Genomic DNA, 13,175 nt, shown 5'->3' on the forward strand with positions numbered 1-13,175 from the left:
TCCTACTCTGGGCGGCATGGTGTATCGGTACGAGTCCGATGAGGACGCTTTCGTGGAGTACCCGGAGCCCGGGTCCGACCTGTCCGACTTCGGCGCCGGTCCGCCCCCGCCCGCGGGACCGTCGCCGTCCCGCTTCCCGACACCGTCGCTGTCCCGGCCGAACCAACTGGTTCTTCCGTCGTCCCCGCCCCCGCCCCCGCCCCCGCCCCCGCCGATGCCGATGCCGGTCGAGGCCCCGCCTCCCCCGCCGCCGGACCACGTCTACACCTCGGCAGAGCCGATCGAGGTACCCGCCCGCCGCGGCGGCGGCCGGCTCTGGCAGGTGCTGATCGGCGGCGCGGCCGTCCTCGTCCTGCTCGCGCTCTGCGGTCTCGGTGCGGCGGCCCTGCTGGTGGACCGCGACCCGCAGCCACAGCCCATCCCGACGTACCAGCCCGGCGCTGCGGCGTCCGCGCCGGCCGAGCGGCAGGATCTCGACTCCCGCGACACCGACCAGGCACCGCTGACGGCCAAGGAACTCTTCCCGGCCAAGCGGTTGGCCGTCGGCGACGGCCAACCGCCCTACCAGGTGCTCAAGACGCACTCCAGCGGCAGTTGCGCGGTCGCCGCCACCGGCGAGGTGGCCGAGCTGCTGGCCAGGCTCGGCTGCAACCAGGTGGTCCGGGCCACGCTGCGAACGCCCAGCGGCGACCACCTGGTCACCGCGGGGCTGTTCAACCTCACTGACAAGGTCAGCGCGGAACGGGCCCGGGACCGGATCCGGCAGTTGCTCGACGAGCGGCAGGGCCGGTTCCGCGGCATGAGCGCGGGCGACGACAGCGAGGTGGTGTCCACCGCACCGGCCCGGGTCGGCTGGCAGGTGCGCGGCCACTACCTGGCGTACGCGCTGGTCGTCCGGGCCGACGGAGCCGCGGTGAAGGCCGGTGACACCCAGGTCCGGGAGATCCTCTTCGACATCATCGAGCTGCACCTGAGCCGGGGTGTGCTGGAGCGGCGGGCCGAAGGCGGCAGCGCCGGCCAGCCCACGGCGGGCCCGTCGGAGTCCGGCGGGAGCCAGGACGGCACCGGCGGGGACGAGACACCGGGCGACTGATCAGCCCCCCGTTGACGGGTGCGTCGCCGACCGGCGGCGCACCCGTCGTTCGTGCGTCCGGCGGTCAACCCTCGACCGGGACCCGCAGCCGCCGGGTCAGGTCGGCACGGCGGGCGTACTCGGCCGGGTCCTCCGGGTAGCCCACCGCGACCAGGGTCAACCCGTGCGCCGCGGCCACCGTCACCTCACTGGACCGCTCCCGGCGGGTCAGCAGGCTGCCCGGCCACTCCACCGGACGGCGACCGTCGCCGGCCACCAGCATCGCGCCCACCAGGCTGCGCACCATCGCCTGGCAGAACGCGTCCGCCTGCACGGTGGCGACCAGGATGCCGTCGGGCTCGCTGCGCCAGTCCAGCCGGGTCACCTCGCGCAGCGTGGTCGCGTTCTCCTTGCGCCGGCAGTACGCGGCGAAGTCGTGCTCCCCCACCAAGCCCGCCGCCGCGGCGTTCAGCGCGGCCAGGTCCAGCGGCTTCGGCCAGGCCAGGATCTCGTGCCGGCGCAGCGGCTCGGCCCCGAACGGGGCGTCGGTGACCCGGTACTCGTAGCGGCGGAAGGTGGCCGAGAACCGGGCGTCGAAGTCGGCCGGCACCTCGGTCATCGCCCGTACCCGCACATCGGTGGGGAGCAACCGGGCCAGCCGACGCACCAGCCGCCCGTCGTGCTGCCGCCACACCTCGGCGGGCAGGTCCAGGTGGCAGACCTGCCCGGTGGCGTGCACCCCCGCGTCGGTCCGACCGGCCACGGTCAGCCCGGTGGCGGTACCGGCGCCCAGGACCAGGTCCAGGGTCTCGACGAGCACCCCGGCGACGGTGCGTCGGGTCGGCTGGGCGGCCCAGCCGGAGAAACCGGTGCCGTCGTACGAGACGTCCAGCCGCAGCCGGATCCGCTCGTCCACCTCGTACCTCCTGTTACGGGTCGGGCCCGGCACCCCCTGAGGGATGCCGGGCCCGACGGTGGCCTGGATCAGGCCTTGTCGTTCTCGCCGGCCTCGTCGCTGTCCTCGCGAGCGGCCTTGGTGTCACCGGACGCCGACACCGGCGCCTCGGAGTCCTGGTCGGCCGGGGCCGACTGCGGGGCCTCCTCGGCCGGGGCGAGCGCCTCGACCTTGTCCTGCTGCGCGGCCTTGCGGGCGGCGGTCTTCTTGTTCGCCTTCGGCTCGGCGACCTGAAGCTCCTCCACCAGCTCGATGACGGCCATCGGCGCGTTGTCACCCTTGCGCGAACCGGTCTTCACGATCCGGGTGTAGCCACCGTTGCGGTTGGTGTACCGCGGCGCGATCTGGTCGAACAGGGCGTAGACCACGTCCTTGTCCTTGACGACGCCCAGCACCCGCCGCCGGGACGCCAGGTCACCGCGCTTGGCCTTGGTGATGAGCTGCTCGGCCAGCGGACGCAGCCGCCGGGCCTTGGTCTCGGTGGTCTGGATCTTGCCGTGCTGGAACAGCGCGGTGGCCAGGTTGGCCAGCATCAGCCGCTCGTGCGCGGGGCTGCCGCCGAGGCGGGGGCCCTTGGTGGGCGTGGGCATGCTTGGTGCTCCTCAGTTGTGGCGGCAGCGCGGACTAGAGCTGCTCGGTCTCGCGGTAGTCGTCGGTGTCGTAGTCGGCCTCGCCGAAGGTGTCCACGACGTGCGCCGGGTCGAAGTTCGGAGCCGAGTCCTTCAGCCCGAGACCCATCCCGGCGAGCTTCATCTTGACCTCGTCGATCGACTTCTGCCCGAAGTTGCGGATGTCGAGGAGGTCGGCCTCGGTACGCCCGATGAGCTCACCAACGGTGTTGATGCCCTCGCGCTTGAGGCAGTTGTAGGAGCGGACGGTGAGGTCCAGCTCCTCGATCGGCAGAGCCAGGTCCGCCGCCAGCTGGGCGTCCTGCGGGGACGGCCCGATGTCGATGCCCTCGGCGGTCTCGTCCAGCTCCCGGGCCAGCCCGAAGAGCTCCACCAGCGTCGAGCCGGCGGAAGCCAGCGCGGTACGCGGGCCCATCGACGGCTTGGTCTCGACGTCGATGATCAGCCGGTCGAAGTCGGTGCGCTGCTCCACACGGGTCGCCTCGACGCGGTAGGTCACCTTCAGCACCGGCGAGTAGATCGAGTCGACCGGGATGCGGCCGATCTCGGCGCCGGACTGCTTGTTCTGCGCCGCCGTGACGTAGCCCCGACCCCGCTCGACGGTCAGCTCCATGTCGAGCCGGCCCTTGCCGTTGAGGGTGGCGAGCTTCAGGTCCGGGTTGTGCACCGAGACGCCGGCCGGCGGCTGGATGTCGCCCGCCGTCACGTCGCCCGGGCCCTGCTTGCGCAGGTACATGCTGACCGGCTCGTCGTGCTCGGAGCTGACCGTGAGCTCCTTGATGTTCATGACGAGCTCGACCACGTCCTCCTTGACACCGGGGATCGTGGTGAACTCGTGCAGCACGCCGTCGATCTTGATCGACGTCACCGCCGCGCCCGGGATCGACGACAGCAGCGTGCGCCGCAGCGAGTTGCCCAGGGTGTAGCCGAAGCCCGGCTCCAGCGGCTCGATGGCGAACCGGGAGCGGGTCTCGCTGATCGACTCCTCGGAGAGGGACGGTCGCTGGCTGATGAGCATGTCTTCTCTTCTCTTCCGGGGCGCCCGCTATTTGACGCCCACGACACAAACCGTTCCGGTGGCCCGCCCCGGAGGGCGGGCCACCGCAACGAGCTCTGACTACTTGGAGTAGAGCTCGACGATCAACTGCTCCTGGACCTGCGTGTCGATGACCTGCCGGGCCGGGAGGGAGTGCACGAGGATCTTCATCTGGCTGGGGATCGCCTCGAGCCACGCGGGCACCGAGCGCGAACCGGCCTGCGCCTGCGCGACGACGAACGGGGTGAGCTCCTTGCTCTTGCCCCGGACCTCGATGATGTCGTGCTCCTTGACGCGGTACGACGGGATGTCGACCTTCTTGCCGTTCACCGTGAAGTGACCGTGCTTGACCAGCTGGCGGGCCATGTCCCGCGAGTGGGCGTAGCCGGCCCGGTAGACGACGTTGTCGAGCCGCGACTCGAGGATCTGCAGGAGGACCTCACCGGTCTTCGCCTGCTTGCCCACGGCCTCTTCGTAGTAGCCGCGGAACTGCTTCTCCAGCACGCCGTAGACACGACGGGCCTTCTGCTTCTCGCGGAGCTGGAGCAGGTACTCCGTCTCCTTGGTGCGGCCGCGGCCGTGCTGCCCGGGCGGGAACGGCCGGGACTCGAACGGGCACTTCGGGCCATCGCACTTGCTGCCCTTGAGGAACAGCTTCATCTTCTCCCGCCGGCAACGGCGGCAGTCAGCACCGGTGTAACGAGCCATCTCTCTCTAACCTCTCAGACCCGGCGACGCTTGGGCGGACGGCAACCGTTGTGCGGCTGCGGGGTGACGTCGGCGATCTGCCCGACCTCGAGGCCCACGGCCTGCAGCGAACGGATGGCGGTCTCCCGGCCGGAGCCGGGACCCTTGACGAACACGTCGACCTTGCGCATGCCGTGCTCCATCGCCCGACGCGCGGCGGCCTCGGCGGCCAGCTGCGCGGCGAACGGGGTCGACTTGCGCGAGCCCTTGAAGCCAACCTGGCCGGCGGAGGCCCAGGAGATGACCGCACCGGTCGGGTCCGTGATGGACACGATGGTGTTGTTGAAGGTGCTCTTGATGTGCGCCTGCCCGTGGGCGACGTTCTTGCGTTCCTTGCGCCGGACCTTCTTGACAGCGGCTCCGGCACGAGCCTTCGGTGGCATAAGTCTTCTGCGCTCCTATTACTTCTTGCCGGGCTTCTTCTTGCCGGCGACGGTCCGCTTCGGGCCCTTGCGGGTCCGCGCGTTGGTCTTGGTCCGCTGGCCACGGACGGGCAGGCCCCGGCGGTGCCGGATACCCGCGTAGCAGCCGATCTCGACCTTGCGGCGGATGTCAGCGGCGACCTCGCGGCGCAGGTCGCCTTCTACCTTGTAGTTGCCCTCGATGTGGTTGCGGAGCTCGACCAGCTCCTCATCCGTGAGGTCCCGGGCGCGCTTGTCCGGCGAGATGCCGGTGGCGGCGAGCGTCTCCAGGGCACGGGTGCGACCGACCCCGAAAATGTAGGTGAGCGCGATCTCCATCCGCTTCTCGCGGGGGAGATCCACGCCGACTAGACGTGCCATGTGCGGGCGTACTCCTCGTGATGTGTGGCGGAGGTGTGGACCCGTTCCTCCCCGCTACCGGCCGCCCCGTCCTTCCGACGCTGTCAGCGCCGGCGACCGGGATCGGTCGTGCCCAAGCGGGCCCCGGCCTCCGACCGGGGGTCAACCACGATTGAGTACGCGCTGCGTACCGCTCGCGGCTGGAACGAGCTGGTGATGTGCTTGCCTGGATCTGCGGCCCGGACCGATCCGACCGGCCGTGTCACGACCGGTGGGAGTGGTTCAGCCCTGGCGCTGCTTGTGGCGCGGGTCAGAGCAGATGACCATGACCCGGCCGTGCCGGCGGATAACCCGGCACTTGTTGCAGATCCTCTTGACGCTCGGCTTGACCTTCACGGTTGCCTTACTTCCCATCTGGCCCGGCGACGCGCGGTAGGCGCGACCCCGGACGTCGAAGACGGACACGGGACGATCCGGCCGTCGTCAGGACTACTTGTAGCGGTAGACGATGCGCCCGCGGGTCAGGTCGTACGGCGAAAGTTCGACGACGACCCGGTCCTCCGGCAGGATGCGGATGTAGTGCTGTCGCATCTTGCCGCTGATGTGAGCCAGCACCTTGTGGCCGTTCGCGAGCTCCACCCGGAACATGGCGTTCGGCAGGGGCTCGATGACCCGACCCTCGATCTCGATGGCTCCGTCTTTTTTCGGCATGTCCTCCGCTGTCCTGACTTCGGTTACTCCGGACGGCTCACAACGTCTTACACGGGCATCTGACCAAGATCAGGGGCCCGCGCCAGCCGCGGCTCCAGCTCCCACCGAAGCGCAGGGTGGGCATGCCGGAGTGGACGCTGTGCGCCGATCAGAAAGTGTACGCCCGCCTGCGGTCGGTCGCCAAACCGACCACCCACCACGCCGGCGAGTCCGGCCACCTCCGCCCGCCAGGGCCCTCGATGATCTCCGCGCGACCCGTGGCCACGCGCCGGCCGCAACCCGCGACGATCACCGCGCGGCCCGTCGGGACCCGCCGCCCGGAGCCCCCGATGATCTCCGTGCCGGCCGGAGCGGCCCGCCGGCCTGGCCCACCCTGCCGGGACGGGGCCGGTCAGCCGACCGGACGCGGGTCGTCCCGCTCGTCCGGTCCACCGGCGCGGAGTTCCCGCCGGCGGGCCCGCTTGGCCCGCTTGTGCCGGCGCCGGCGCTCCCGCTCGATCGCCTGGCGCCGCGGCTCTCCCCCGGCCAGCCCGCTGACCGTGCGGACCGCCAGCACCGCACCCCAGGGCCCGGCCACCCACGCGGGCCAAAAGTAGAGCAGGTCGCGGGAGAGCACCGAGGTCACCGCCCAGATCGTCACCACGGTGGCGACCACCCTGAGGTACGGCAGCCACACCTCGGCCAGCCAGCGGGCCGCGACGCCCCGAGGGGCGGCCGGGGACGGCCGACCACCGGCGGGGTCAGGCGGCCCGGCGGGGTCCGGGGCGAGCGCCGAGCGCTCCGGAGGCGTCACCGCCGGCAGGTCGGCGAGCAGGACGTCCAGTTCGGCGTACGTGCGGGCGGCGTAGGCCCGCTGCAACCGCTCGTCGTACTCGTGCAGGTTCAGCCGACCCTCGTCGACGGCTGACCGCAGCCGGTCGGCCACCGCCTGCCGGTCCGCGTCCGCGGCCCGCATCCCGTCGCGCCCGTCCATGTCGGCAAGGGTGCCACCGCCACGCCACTGGCGTCCCGCCCGACCTTCCAGCTCCCCCGCCCGTCGGCCGATGGCCCGTTGAACCCGCGACGGCCGGCGGAACTAGCGAACGGGCGGCGGAACTAGCGAACGGGCGGCGGAACTAGCGAACGGGCGGCGGAACTAGCGGCGGACCCCTGATCGGACGGCGGGCGGTCGCCCGGGTCGGTCAGGGAGCGGTCGACGTGGCCGGCTGACGGGCGGTGACCAGGTCGCCCAGGCGGCCCCGGCCGCCGTCGAACGCGGTCAGCACCCAGACGCCGTCCGACAGCAGCGCCATCGAGTGCTCGACGTGCACGGCCATGGAGCCGTCCCGGGTGACCACCGTCCAGCCGTCGGCGAGCTCGGCGGTACGCGGCGAACCCATGGTGATCATCGGCTCGATGGCCAGCGCCATCCCCGGGACCAGCCGCGGGCCCTTGCCCGGCCGGCCGTGGTTGAGCACGTGCGGGTCCTGGTGCATCTCGGTGCCGATGCCGTGCCCGCCGTACCCGTCAACGATGCCGTAGCGGCCACCCTTGCGCACGGCGTTCTCCACCGCGTGCGAGATGTCGGTGAGCCGGCCCCTGCCGCTGGCCGCGCCCCGGGCGGCGGCGGCGATGCCGGCCCACATCGCGTCCTCGGCGACCTCGGCCATCTTCAGCAGCGCCGGGTCGACGTCGCCCACCCCGACGGTGATCGCGGCATCGCCGTGCCAGCCGTCGAGCACCGCCCCGCAGTCGATGGAGATCAGGTCACCGTCGCGGAGCACCTGCTCCGGCGCGGGGATGGCGTGCACGATCTGCTCATTGACCGAGGAGCAGATCGACGCCGGGAAGCCGTGGTAGCCCTTGAACGACGGCACCGCGCCCGCCTCGCGGATCGTCGACTCGGCGATCGCGTCCAGGTCGGCGGTGCTCACCCCGGGAGCCACCGCCTCGCGCATCCGACGCAGCGCCTCGGCCACCACCAGCCCCGCGGCGCGCATCTTCTCGATCTGGTCAGGGGTCTTCAGCTGGATGTCCAGCTGGGGACGACGCATGGAGCGGTTACCTTTCGTTGCCGAACAGCGGGGCACGTCGCACGTACCCCGCTGTTCGCACTCTATCCGCCGTGGTACGGCCCGACCACGGCCTCAGTACGAGCGCAGCGCGTCGATGGCCCGGACGGTGACGTCCTCCACCGGCCCGGTCGCGTCGATGCCGACCAGCTTGCCCTGGGCGCCGTAGTAGTCGACCAGGGGCGCGGTCTTCTCGCTGTACTCCCGCAGGCGGGTGGCGATGGTCTCCGGCTTGTCGTCGTCACGCTGGAACAGCTCCGCGCCACAGCGGTCGCAGATGCCGTCCCGGGTGGTGGCGTCGAACTCGACGTGCCAGATCTTGCCGCAGCCCCGACAGGTGCGCCGGCCGGAGAGCCGCCGGATCACCTCGTCGTCGTCGACCACCAGCTCCAGCACCAGGTCCAGGGCGGTGCCCAGATCGGCGAGGAGCTTGTCCAGTGCGGCGGCCTGCGGCGTGGTGCGCGGGAAGCCGTCGAGCAGGAAGCCCTCGCTGGCGTCGGGCTCGGCCAGCCGGTCCCGGACCATGTTGATGGTCACCTCGTCCGGGACCAGCTCGCCCGCGTCCATGTACCGCTTCGCCTCGACACCGAGCGGCGTGCCCTGGGTCACGTTCGACCGGAAGATGTCCCCGGTCGAGATCTTCGGGACCGCCAGGTGCGCGGCGATGAACTCGGCCTGCGTGCCCTTGCCCGCGCCCGGCGGGCCAACCAGAACGAGTCTCATCTACCGCAGGAACCCTTCGTAGTTCCGCTGCATGAGTTGGCTCTCGATCTGCTTAACGGTCTCCAGACCGACGCCGACCATGATGAGCACAGCGGTGCCGCCGAACGGGAAGTTCTGGTACTGCTGGTTGTCCAGCCAGATGAAGAAGAAGTTCGGCAGGATCGAGATGATGCCCAGGTAGAGCGCGCCCGGCAGGGTGATCCGGCTGAGGATGAAGTCCAGGTAGTCGGCCGTCGGCTTGCCCGGTCGGATGCCCGGCACGAACCCGCCGTACTTCTTCATGTTGTCCGCGACCTCGGTCGGGTTGAACGTGATCGAGACGTAGAAGTACGTGAAGAAGATGATCAGCAGGAAGTAGACCGAGATGTAGATCGGGCTGCTCGGCGCCACCAGGTTGTTCTGGATCCAGGCCTGGGTCTTGCCCGGGTTGTTCTGGTCGAAGAACTGCAGCGCCAGCTGCGGCAGGTAGAGCAGCGACGAGCCGAAGATGACCGGGATGACACCCGCCTGGTTGACCTTCAGCGGGATGTACGTCGAGGTGCCGCCGTACATGCGCCGGCCGATCATCCGCTTGGCGTACTGCACCGGGATCCGGCGCTGCGCCTGCTCGATGAAGGTGACCGCGGTGATGACCACCAGGACCAGCGCGATGACCAGGGCGAACATGTCCCAGCCCTTGCTGGTCTTGATCTGCCAGCCCTCACTGGGCAGCCGGGCCGCGATCGAGGTGAAGATCAGCACGGACATGCCGTTGCCGACGCCGCGGTCGGTGATCAGCTCGCCGAGCCACATGACCATGCCGGTGCCGGCGGTCATCGTCATCACCAGGATGGTCAGCGTCAGCCAGTCCGGGATGCCGGTGCCCTCGGGGATGATCGGGAACTGGTCACAGCGGTTCTGGAAGAGCTGCCCGGAACGGGCCAGCGCGACGAACGCCGAGGCCTGGAGCACACCGAGACCGAGGGTCAGGTAGCGGGTGTACTGGGTGATCTTCGCCTGACCGGCCTGGCCCTCCTTGCGGAGCTGCTCAAGCCGGGGAATCACCACGGTCAGCAGCTGCAGGATGATCGACGCGGTGATGTAGGGCATGATGCCCAGCGCGAAGACCGAGAGCTGCAGCAGCGCTCCGCCGGAGAAGAGGTTGAGCAGGTTCAGCACGCCCGTGTTTTCACCCTGCAGGGTGTCGAGGCACTTCTGCACGTTGCCGTACGAGACGCCCGGACTGGGCAGCGTGGCACCCAGTCGGTAGACCGCGATGATGCCTACTGTGAACAGCAGCTTCTTGCGCAGGTCAGGCGTACGGAACGCACTGAGAAAGGCGGACAGCAACTTCTTCCTCCTGCGCGAGGCGGGCCGCCGGTGATCCCTGGCGGGCCGGGGTGGGTGCCGGGCGAGTGCCCGATATCCATGGCTGGGATGGGACTCTAACAGCCCGATCCCGGTCCGGGCAGACGTGCCCGGCTACATAAACCGCTTCCGATGTTACCGGGCGCACACGGCCCAGGTAGACCATGGCGCCCGCCAGTTGAACACAACTGGACGGGCGCCACGGGTCGTACGCCTTACAGCTCGGTGACGGAGCCACCGGCGGCGGCGATCTTCTCCTTGGCCGACGCGCTGAACGCGTGCGCCGACACCTGGAGAGCCACCCCGCCGAGGTCACCGGTACCAAGGACCTTCACCGGCTGGCCCTTGCGGACCGCGCCGACCTCGACCAGCTCAAGCGGGCCGACCTGGCCGCCGTTGGGGAACAGCTCGGCGAGCCGGTCCAGGTTGACCACCTGGAAGACCACCTTGAACTTGTTCTTGAAGCCCTTCATCTTCGGCAGGCGCATGTGGATGGGCATCTGCCCACCCTCGAACGCCGCCGAGATGTTCTTGCGGGCCTTGGAACCCTTGGTACCGCGACCGGCGGTCTTGCCCTTCGAGCCCTCACCGCGACCCACACGGGTCTTCGCGGTCTTGGACCCGGGCGCCGGGCGCAGGTGGTGGACCTTGATCGTCATTACTCGACCTCCTCGACCTTCACGAGGTGGTTAACCGCGAAGATCATGCCGCGAATCTCCGGCCGGTCCTCCTTGACCACCACGTCGTTGATCCGCTTGAGACCGAGCGAACGCAGCGAGTCACGCTGGTTCTGCTTGGTCCCGATCTCGGACCGGAGCTGGGTGACCTTGAGACGTGCCATCAGTGCGCCACCCCCGCCCGCGACGCCAGCATGGCGGCCGGCGCGACGTCCTCCACCGGCAGGCCACGACGCGCCGCGACCTGCTCGGGGGACTCAAGCCCCTTCAGGGCCGCCACGGTGGCGTGCACGATGTTGATCGGGTTGGACGACCCGAGGCTCTTGGAGAGCACGTCGTGGATACCGGCGCACTCCAGCACGGCACGCACCGGACCACCGGCGATGACACCCGTACCGGCCGAGGCCGGCTTGAGCAGCACGACGCCGGCGGCGTCCTCACCCGTGACCGGGTGCGGGATCGACTGGCCGATACGCGGCACCTTGAAGAAGTGCTTCTTGGCCTCCTCGACACCCTTGGCGATCGCCGCGGGCACCTCCTTGGCCTTTCCGTAGCCCACGCCGACCGTGCCGTCGCCGTCGCCCACGATCACCAGGGCGGTGAAGCTGAAGCGACGACCACCCTTCACGACCTTGGCGACGCGGTTGATCGCGACGACCCGCTCGAGGTGCGGGGTCTTCTCGACGGGCGCGTTTCCGCGGCCGCCCTCACGGCGGTTGTCGCGGCGACCACCCTCGTTGCCACCGGACCCGCCGCCACGGCGCTGTTGACCTGGCATCAGCAGCCTCTCTTCTCTCTCGTGACGGGGTTGTTAGAACTCGAGCCCGGCTTCGCGGGCGGCATCGGCAAGCGCGGCGACCCGCCCCGCGTACCGGTTGCCACCGCGGTCGAAGACGACCTTGGAGATGCCGGCGGCCTTGGCCCGCTCGGCCAGCAGCGCGCCGACCTTGCCAGCCAGGGCGCTCTTGTCGCCCTCGGTACCGCGCAGCGAGGCGTCCAGGGTCGACGCCGACGCCAGGGTGTGACCCTTGGTGTCGTCGACGATCTGGGCGACCATGTGCCGCAGCGAACGGGTGACGACCAGGCGCGGACGCTCGGCCGTACCGCTGACGTTCTTGCGGACGCGGAAGTGTCGACGCGCACGCCCAACGGCGCGCTTGGCGGCGACACCGCGGCGGCGCTTGAGCAGCGTGGCGCTCACTTCTTACCTGCCTTTCCAGCCTTGCGGCGGATGACCTCGCCCTGGTACTTCACGCCCTTGCCCTTGTAGGGCTCCGGCGGGCGGATCTTCCGGATGTTGGCGGCAACCTCACCGACCTGCTGCTTGTCGATGCCGGCCACGTGGAAGAGGGTCGGCCGCTCCACCGTGAAGGTGATGCCCTCCGGGGCGGGGACCAGCACCGGGTGCGAGAACCCGAGCGCGAACTCGAGGTCCTTGCCCTTGGCGGTGACCCGGTAACCGGTGCCGGCGATCTCCAGGCTCTTACGGTAGCCCTCGGTGACCCCGACGATCATGTTGGCGACCAGCGTCCGGCTCAGGCCGTGCAGTTCCTTCGCCTTGCGCTCGTCGTTCGGGCGGTTGACGTTCAGCTGCCCGTCCTCCGCCCGCTCGACCGTGATCGGCGCGGCGATGGTGTGCTGCAGTTCGCCCTTGGGGCCCTTGACCTTGACGGTCTGCCCGTCGATCGTGATGTCGACGCCGGCTGGCACCGGGATCGACTTACGTCCAATTCGCGACATTTCTACCTGTCTCCCGTTACCAGACGAAGGCGAGGACTTCCCCGCCAACGCTCCGCTTGCGGGCCTGCCGGTCGGTGAGCAGCCCCTGGGACGTCGAAATGATCGCCACGCCCAGCCCGCCGAGCACCCGCGGGAGCCCGTCCGACTTGGCGTACACCCGGAGACCGGGCTTGGACACGCGCTTGATGCCGGCCAGGCTCCGCTCGCGGTTCTGGCCGTACTTCAGCTCGACGACCAGTCGCTTGCCGACGGCGCCCTCCTCGGGCTCCTCGACCGACCAGGTGGCGATGTAACCCTCGGCCTTGAGGACCTCGGCGATGTTCGCCTTGATCTTCGAGTAGGGCATCTTCACCTGATCGTGGTACGCCTGGTTGGCGTTACGCAGACGCGTGAGCATGTCTGCGATCGGGTCGGTCATCGTCATGGATTTCGTCAGCCTTTCTCGCCGGGGTTCCCGGGGCACCGGCCCCGGGCCTACGGCGAAGAGCAATACCTAATCGGTGCAGGAGGTCCCGGCCGACAGCCGGGACGCGGTCGCCCTTACCAGGAAGCCTTGGACACGCCCGGCAGCTCACCGCGGTGGGCCATCTCCCGGATGCAGACCCGGCAGAGCCCGAACTTGCGGTAGACCGCCTTCGGGCGCCCGCACCGCTGGCAGCGGGTGTAAGCGCGAACCGAGAACTTCGGCTTCGCGGCCGCCTTGATGATCAGCGCCTTCTTGGCCAT

The 13,175-nt window shown here is 69.9% G+C and carries 20 protein-coding genes; 1 reads left to right on the plus strand and 19 read right to left on the minus strand.

From position 1 onward, the window contains the following. The first annotated feature begins 16 nt into the window (after nt 1–16). Complete coding sequence (locus ACFOW4_RS09810) at nt 17–1,093, plus strand: hypothetical protein (RefSeq protein ID WP_377526440.1); 1,077 nt, start codon at nt 17–19, stop codon at nt 1,091–1,093. A gap of 64 nt (nt 1,094–1,157) precedes the next feature. On the opposite strand, the gene truA is transcribed toward ACFOW4_RS09810, so the two are convergent. The 19 genes from truA to ACFOW4_RS09905 form a co-directional block, all read right to left on the minus strand. Next, nucleotides 1,158–1,988, minus strand: a complete 831-nt coding sequence (gene truA, locus ACFOW4_RS09815; protein ID WP_377526442.1) for a tRNA pseudouridine(38-40) synthase TruA — start codon at nt 1,986–1,988, stop codon at nt 1,158–1,160. 68 nt (nt 1,989–2,056) lie between these two features. Continuing rightward, the gene (gene rplQ / locus ACFOW4_RS09820) at nt 2,057–2,617 is read right to left on the minus strand and encodes a 50S ribosomal protein L17 (protein ID WP_377526443.1); all 561 of its coding nucleotides are present in this window, start codon (nt 2,615–2,617) and stop codon (nt 2,057–2,059) included. Between the two features lie 34 nt (nt 2,618–2,651). Then, nucleotides 2,652–3,674 carry a DNA-directed RNA polymerase subunit alpha gene (locus ACFOW4_RS09825; protein ID WP_074314574.1) on the minus strand — a complete coding sequence of 341 codons (1,023 nt, stop codon included), beginning with the start codon at nt 3,672–3,674 and terminating at the stop codon, nt 2,652–2,654. A 99-nt stretch (nt 3,675–3,773) separates the two neighbouring features. Continuing rightward, nucleotides 3,774–4,400, minus strand: coding sequence for a 30S ribosomal protein S4 (gene rpsD, locus ACFOW4_RS09830; protein WP_377526445.1), 627 nt, complete (start codon nt 4,398–4,400; stop codon nt 3,774–3,776). 14 nt (nt 4,401–4,414) lie between these two features. Beyond that, nucleotides 4,415–4,822: a 30S ribosomal protein S11 gene (rpsK, locus tag ACFOW4_RS09835; protein ID WP_030329919.1), complete on the minus strand. Its 408-nt coding sequence runs from the start codon at nt 4,820–4,822 to the stop codon at nt 4,415–4,417. A gap of 18 nt (nt 4,823–4,840) precedes the next feature. Continuing rightward, nucleotides 4,841–5,221: a 30S ribosomal protein S13 gene (gene rpsM / locus ACFOW4_RS09840; protein WP_377526446.1), complete on the minus strand. Its 381-nt coding sequence runs from the start codon at nt 5,219–5,221 to the stop codon at nt 4,841–4,843. A gap of 261 nt (nt 5,222–5,482) precedes the next feature. After that, nucleotides 5,483–5,596, minus strand: a complete 114-nt coding sequence (gene rpmJ / locus ACFOW4_RS09845) for a 50S ribosomal protein L36 (RefSeq protein WP_043965539.1) — start codon at nt 5,594–5,596, stop codon at nt 5,483–5,485. A gap of 93 nt (nt 5,597–5,689) precedes the next feature. Next, nucleotides 5,690–5,911, minus strand: a complete 222-nt coding sequence (gene infA, locus ACFOW4_RS09850) for a translation initiation factor IF-1 (protein ID WP_007073013.1) — start codon at nt 5,909–5,911, stop codon at nt 5,690–5,692. A 391-nt stretch (nt 5,912–6,302) separates the two neighbouring features. Continuing rightward, nucleotides 6,303–6,884, minus strand: a complete 582-nt coding sequence (locus tag ACFOW4_RS09855) for a DUF1707 domain-containing protein (protein ID WP_377526448.1) — start codon at nt 6,882–6,884, stop codon at nt 6,303–6,305. A 208-nt stretch (nt 6,885–7,092) separates the two neighbouring features. Beyond that, nucleotides 7,093–7,944 (minus strand): type I methionyl aminopeptidase, encoded by an 852-nt coding sequence (gene map / locus ACFOW4_RS09860; RefSeq protein WP_377526449.1) that lies wholly within the window; start codon nt 7,942–7,944, stop codon nt 7,093–7,095. Nucleotides 7,945–8,037: 93 nt separating this feature from the next. Then, nucleotides 8,038–8,685 carry an adenylate kinase gene (locus tag ACFOW4_RS09865; RefSeq protein ID WP_377526451.1) on the minus strand — a complete coding sequence of 216 codons (648 nt, stop codon included), beginning with the start codon at nt 8,683–8,685 and terminating at the stop codon, nt 8,038–8,040. Further along, nucleotides 8,686–10,014 carry a preprotein translocase subunit SecY gene (gene secY / locus ACFOW4_RS09870; RefSeq protein WP_377526452.1) on the minus strand — a complete coding sequence of 443 codons (1,329 nt, stop codon included), beginning with the start codon at nt 10,012–10,014 and terminating at the stop codon, nt 8,686–8,688. It abuts the gene before it with no gap. 233 nt (nt 10,015–10,247) lie between these two features. Continuing rightward, a complete protein-coding gene (rplO, locus tag ACFOW4_RS09875; RefSeq protein WP_377526455.1) occupies nt 10,248–10,691 on the minus strand; it encodes a 50S ribosomal protein L15 in 444 nt (147 codons plus the stop codon). Further along, nucleotides 10,691–10,873 (minus strand): 50S ribosomal protein L30, encoded by a 183-nt coding sequence (rpmD, locus tag ACFOW4_RS09880; protein WP_203939371.1) that lies wholly within the window; start codon nt 10,871–10,873, stop codon nt 10,691–10,693. Before rpmD ends, rplO begins: the two co-directional genes overlap by 1 nt. Beyond that, complete coding sequence (gene rpsE / locus ACFOW4_RS09885) at nt 10,873–11,487, minus strand: 30S ribosomal protein S5 (protein ID WP_074314587.1); 615 nt, start codon at nt 11,485–11,487, stop codon at nt 10,873–10,875. The genes rpmD and rpsE overlap by 1 nt, the downstream gene beginning before the upstream one ends. Before the next feature lie 33 nt (nt 11,488–11,520). After that, nucleotides 11,521–11,910: a 50S ribosomal protein L18 gene (gene rplR / locus ACFOW4_RS09890; RefSeq protein ID WP_377526456.1), complete on the minus strand. Its 390-nt coding sequence runs from the start codon at nt 11,908–11,910 to the stop codon at nt 11,521–11,523. After that, nucleotides 11,907–12,449: a 50S ribosomal protein L6 gene (rplF, locus tag ACFOW4_RS09895; RefSeq protein ID WP_377526458.1), complete on the minus strand. Its 543-nt coding sequence runs from the start codon at nt 12,447–12,449 to the stop codon at nt 11,907–11,909. Before rplF ends, rplR begins: the two co-directional genes overlap by 4 nt. A gap of 16 nt (nt 12,450–12,465) precedes the next feature. Further along, nucleotides 12,466–12,873: a 30S ribosomal protein S8 gene (gene rpsH / locus ACFOW4_RS09900; RefSeq protein WP_007465270.1), complete on the minus strand. Its 408-nt coding sequence runs from the start codon at nt 12,871–12,873 to the stop codon at nt 12,466–12,468. A gap of 116 nt (nt 12,874–12,989) precedes the next feature. Next, complete coding sequence (locus ACFOW4_RS09905; protein ID WP_007465272.1) at nt 12,990–13,175, minus strand: type Z 30S ribosomal protein S14; 186 nt, start codon at nt 13,173–13,175, stop codon at nt 12,990–12,992.

It is taken from the genome of Micromonospora sp. GCM10011542 (assembly GCF_042650685.1).
GTDB lineage: Bacteria > Actinomycetota > Actinomycetes > Mycobacteriales > Micromonosporaceae > Micromonospora.

Excerpts from the sequence above, each read along its gene's own strand:
- rpsH (WP_007465270.1), bottom strand. The coding sequence starts at position 12,873 with ATGACGATGACCGACCCGATCGCAGACATGCTCACGCGTCTGCGTAAC.
- ACFOW4_RS09810 (WP_377526440.1), top strand. The coding sequence starts at position 17 with ATGGTGTATCGGTACGAGTCCGATGAGGACGCTTTCGTGGAGTACCCG.
- map (WP_377526449.1), bottom strand. The coding sequence starts at position 7,944 with ATGCGTCGTCCCCAGCTGGACATCCAGCTGAAGACCCCTGACCAGATC.
- rpsM (WP_377526446.1), bottom strand. The coding sequence starts at position 5,221 with ATGGCACGTCTAGTCGGCGTGGATCTCCCCCGCGAGAAGCGGATGGAG.
- rplQ (WP_377526443.1), bottom strand. The coding sequence starts at position 2,617 with ATGCCCACGCCCACCAAGGGCCCCCGCCTCGGCGGCAGCCCCGCGCAC.
- ACFOW4_RS09825 (WP_074314574.1), bottom strand. The coding sequence starts at position 3,674 with ATGCTCATCAGCCAGCGACCGTCCCTCTCCGAGGAGTCGATCAGCGAG.
- ACFOW4_RS09865 (WP_377526451.1), bottom strand. The coding sequence starts at position 8,685 with ATGAGACTCGTTCTGGTTGGCCCGCCGGGCGCGGGCAAGGGCACGCAG.
- rpmD (WP_203939371.1), bottom strand. The coding sequence starts at position 10,873 with ATGGCACGTCTCAAGGTCACCCAGCTCCGGTCCGAGATCGGGACCAAG.
- ACFOW4_RS09855 (WP_377526448.1), bottom strand. The coding sequence starts at position 6,884 with ATGGACGGGCGCGACGGGATGCGGGCCGCGGACGCGGACCGGCAGGCG.
- rpsD (WP_377526445.1), bottom strand. The coding sequence starts at position 4,400 with ATGGCTCGTTACACCGGTGCTGACTGCCGCCGTTGCCGGCGGGAGAAG.
- rpsK (WP_030329919.1), bottom strand. The coding sequence starts at position 4,822 with ATGCCACCGAAGGCTCGTGCCGGAGCCGCTGTCAAGAAGGTCCGGCGC.
- ACFOW4_RS09905 (WP_007465272.1), bottom strand. The coding sequence starts at position 13,175 with ATGGCCAAGAAGGCGCTGATCATCAAGGCGGCCGCGAAGCCGAAGTTC.
- infA (WP_007073013.1), bottom strand. The coding sequence starts at position 5,911 with ATGCCGAAAAAAGACGGAGCCATCGAGATCGAGGGTCGGGTCATCGAG.
- rpsE (WP_074314587.1), bottom strand. The coding sequence starts at position 11,487 with ATGCCAGGTCAACAGCGCCGTGGCGGCGGGTCCGGTGGCAACGAGGGT.
- rplO (WP_377526455.1), bottom strand. The coding sequence starts at position 10,691 with ATGACGATCAAGGTCCACCACCTGCGCCCGGCGCCCGGGTCCAAGACC.
- rplF (WP_377526458.1), bottom strand. The coding sequence starts at position 12,449 with ATGTCGCGAATTGGACGTAAGTCGATCCCGGTGCCAGCCGGCGTCGAC.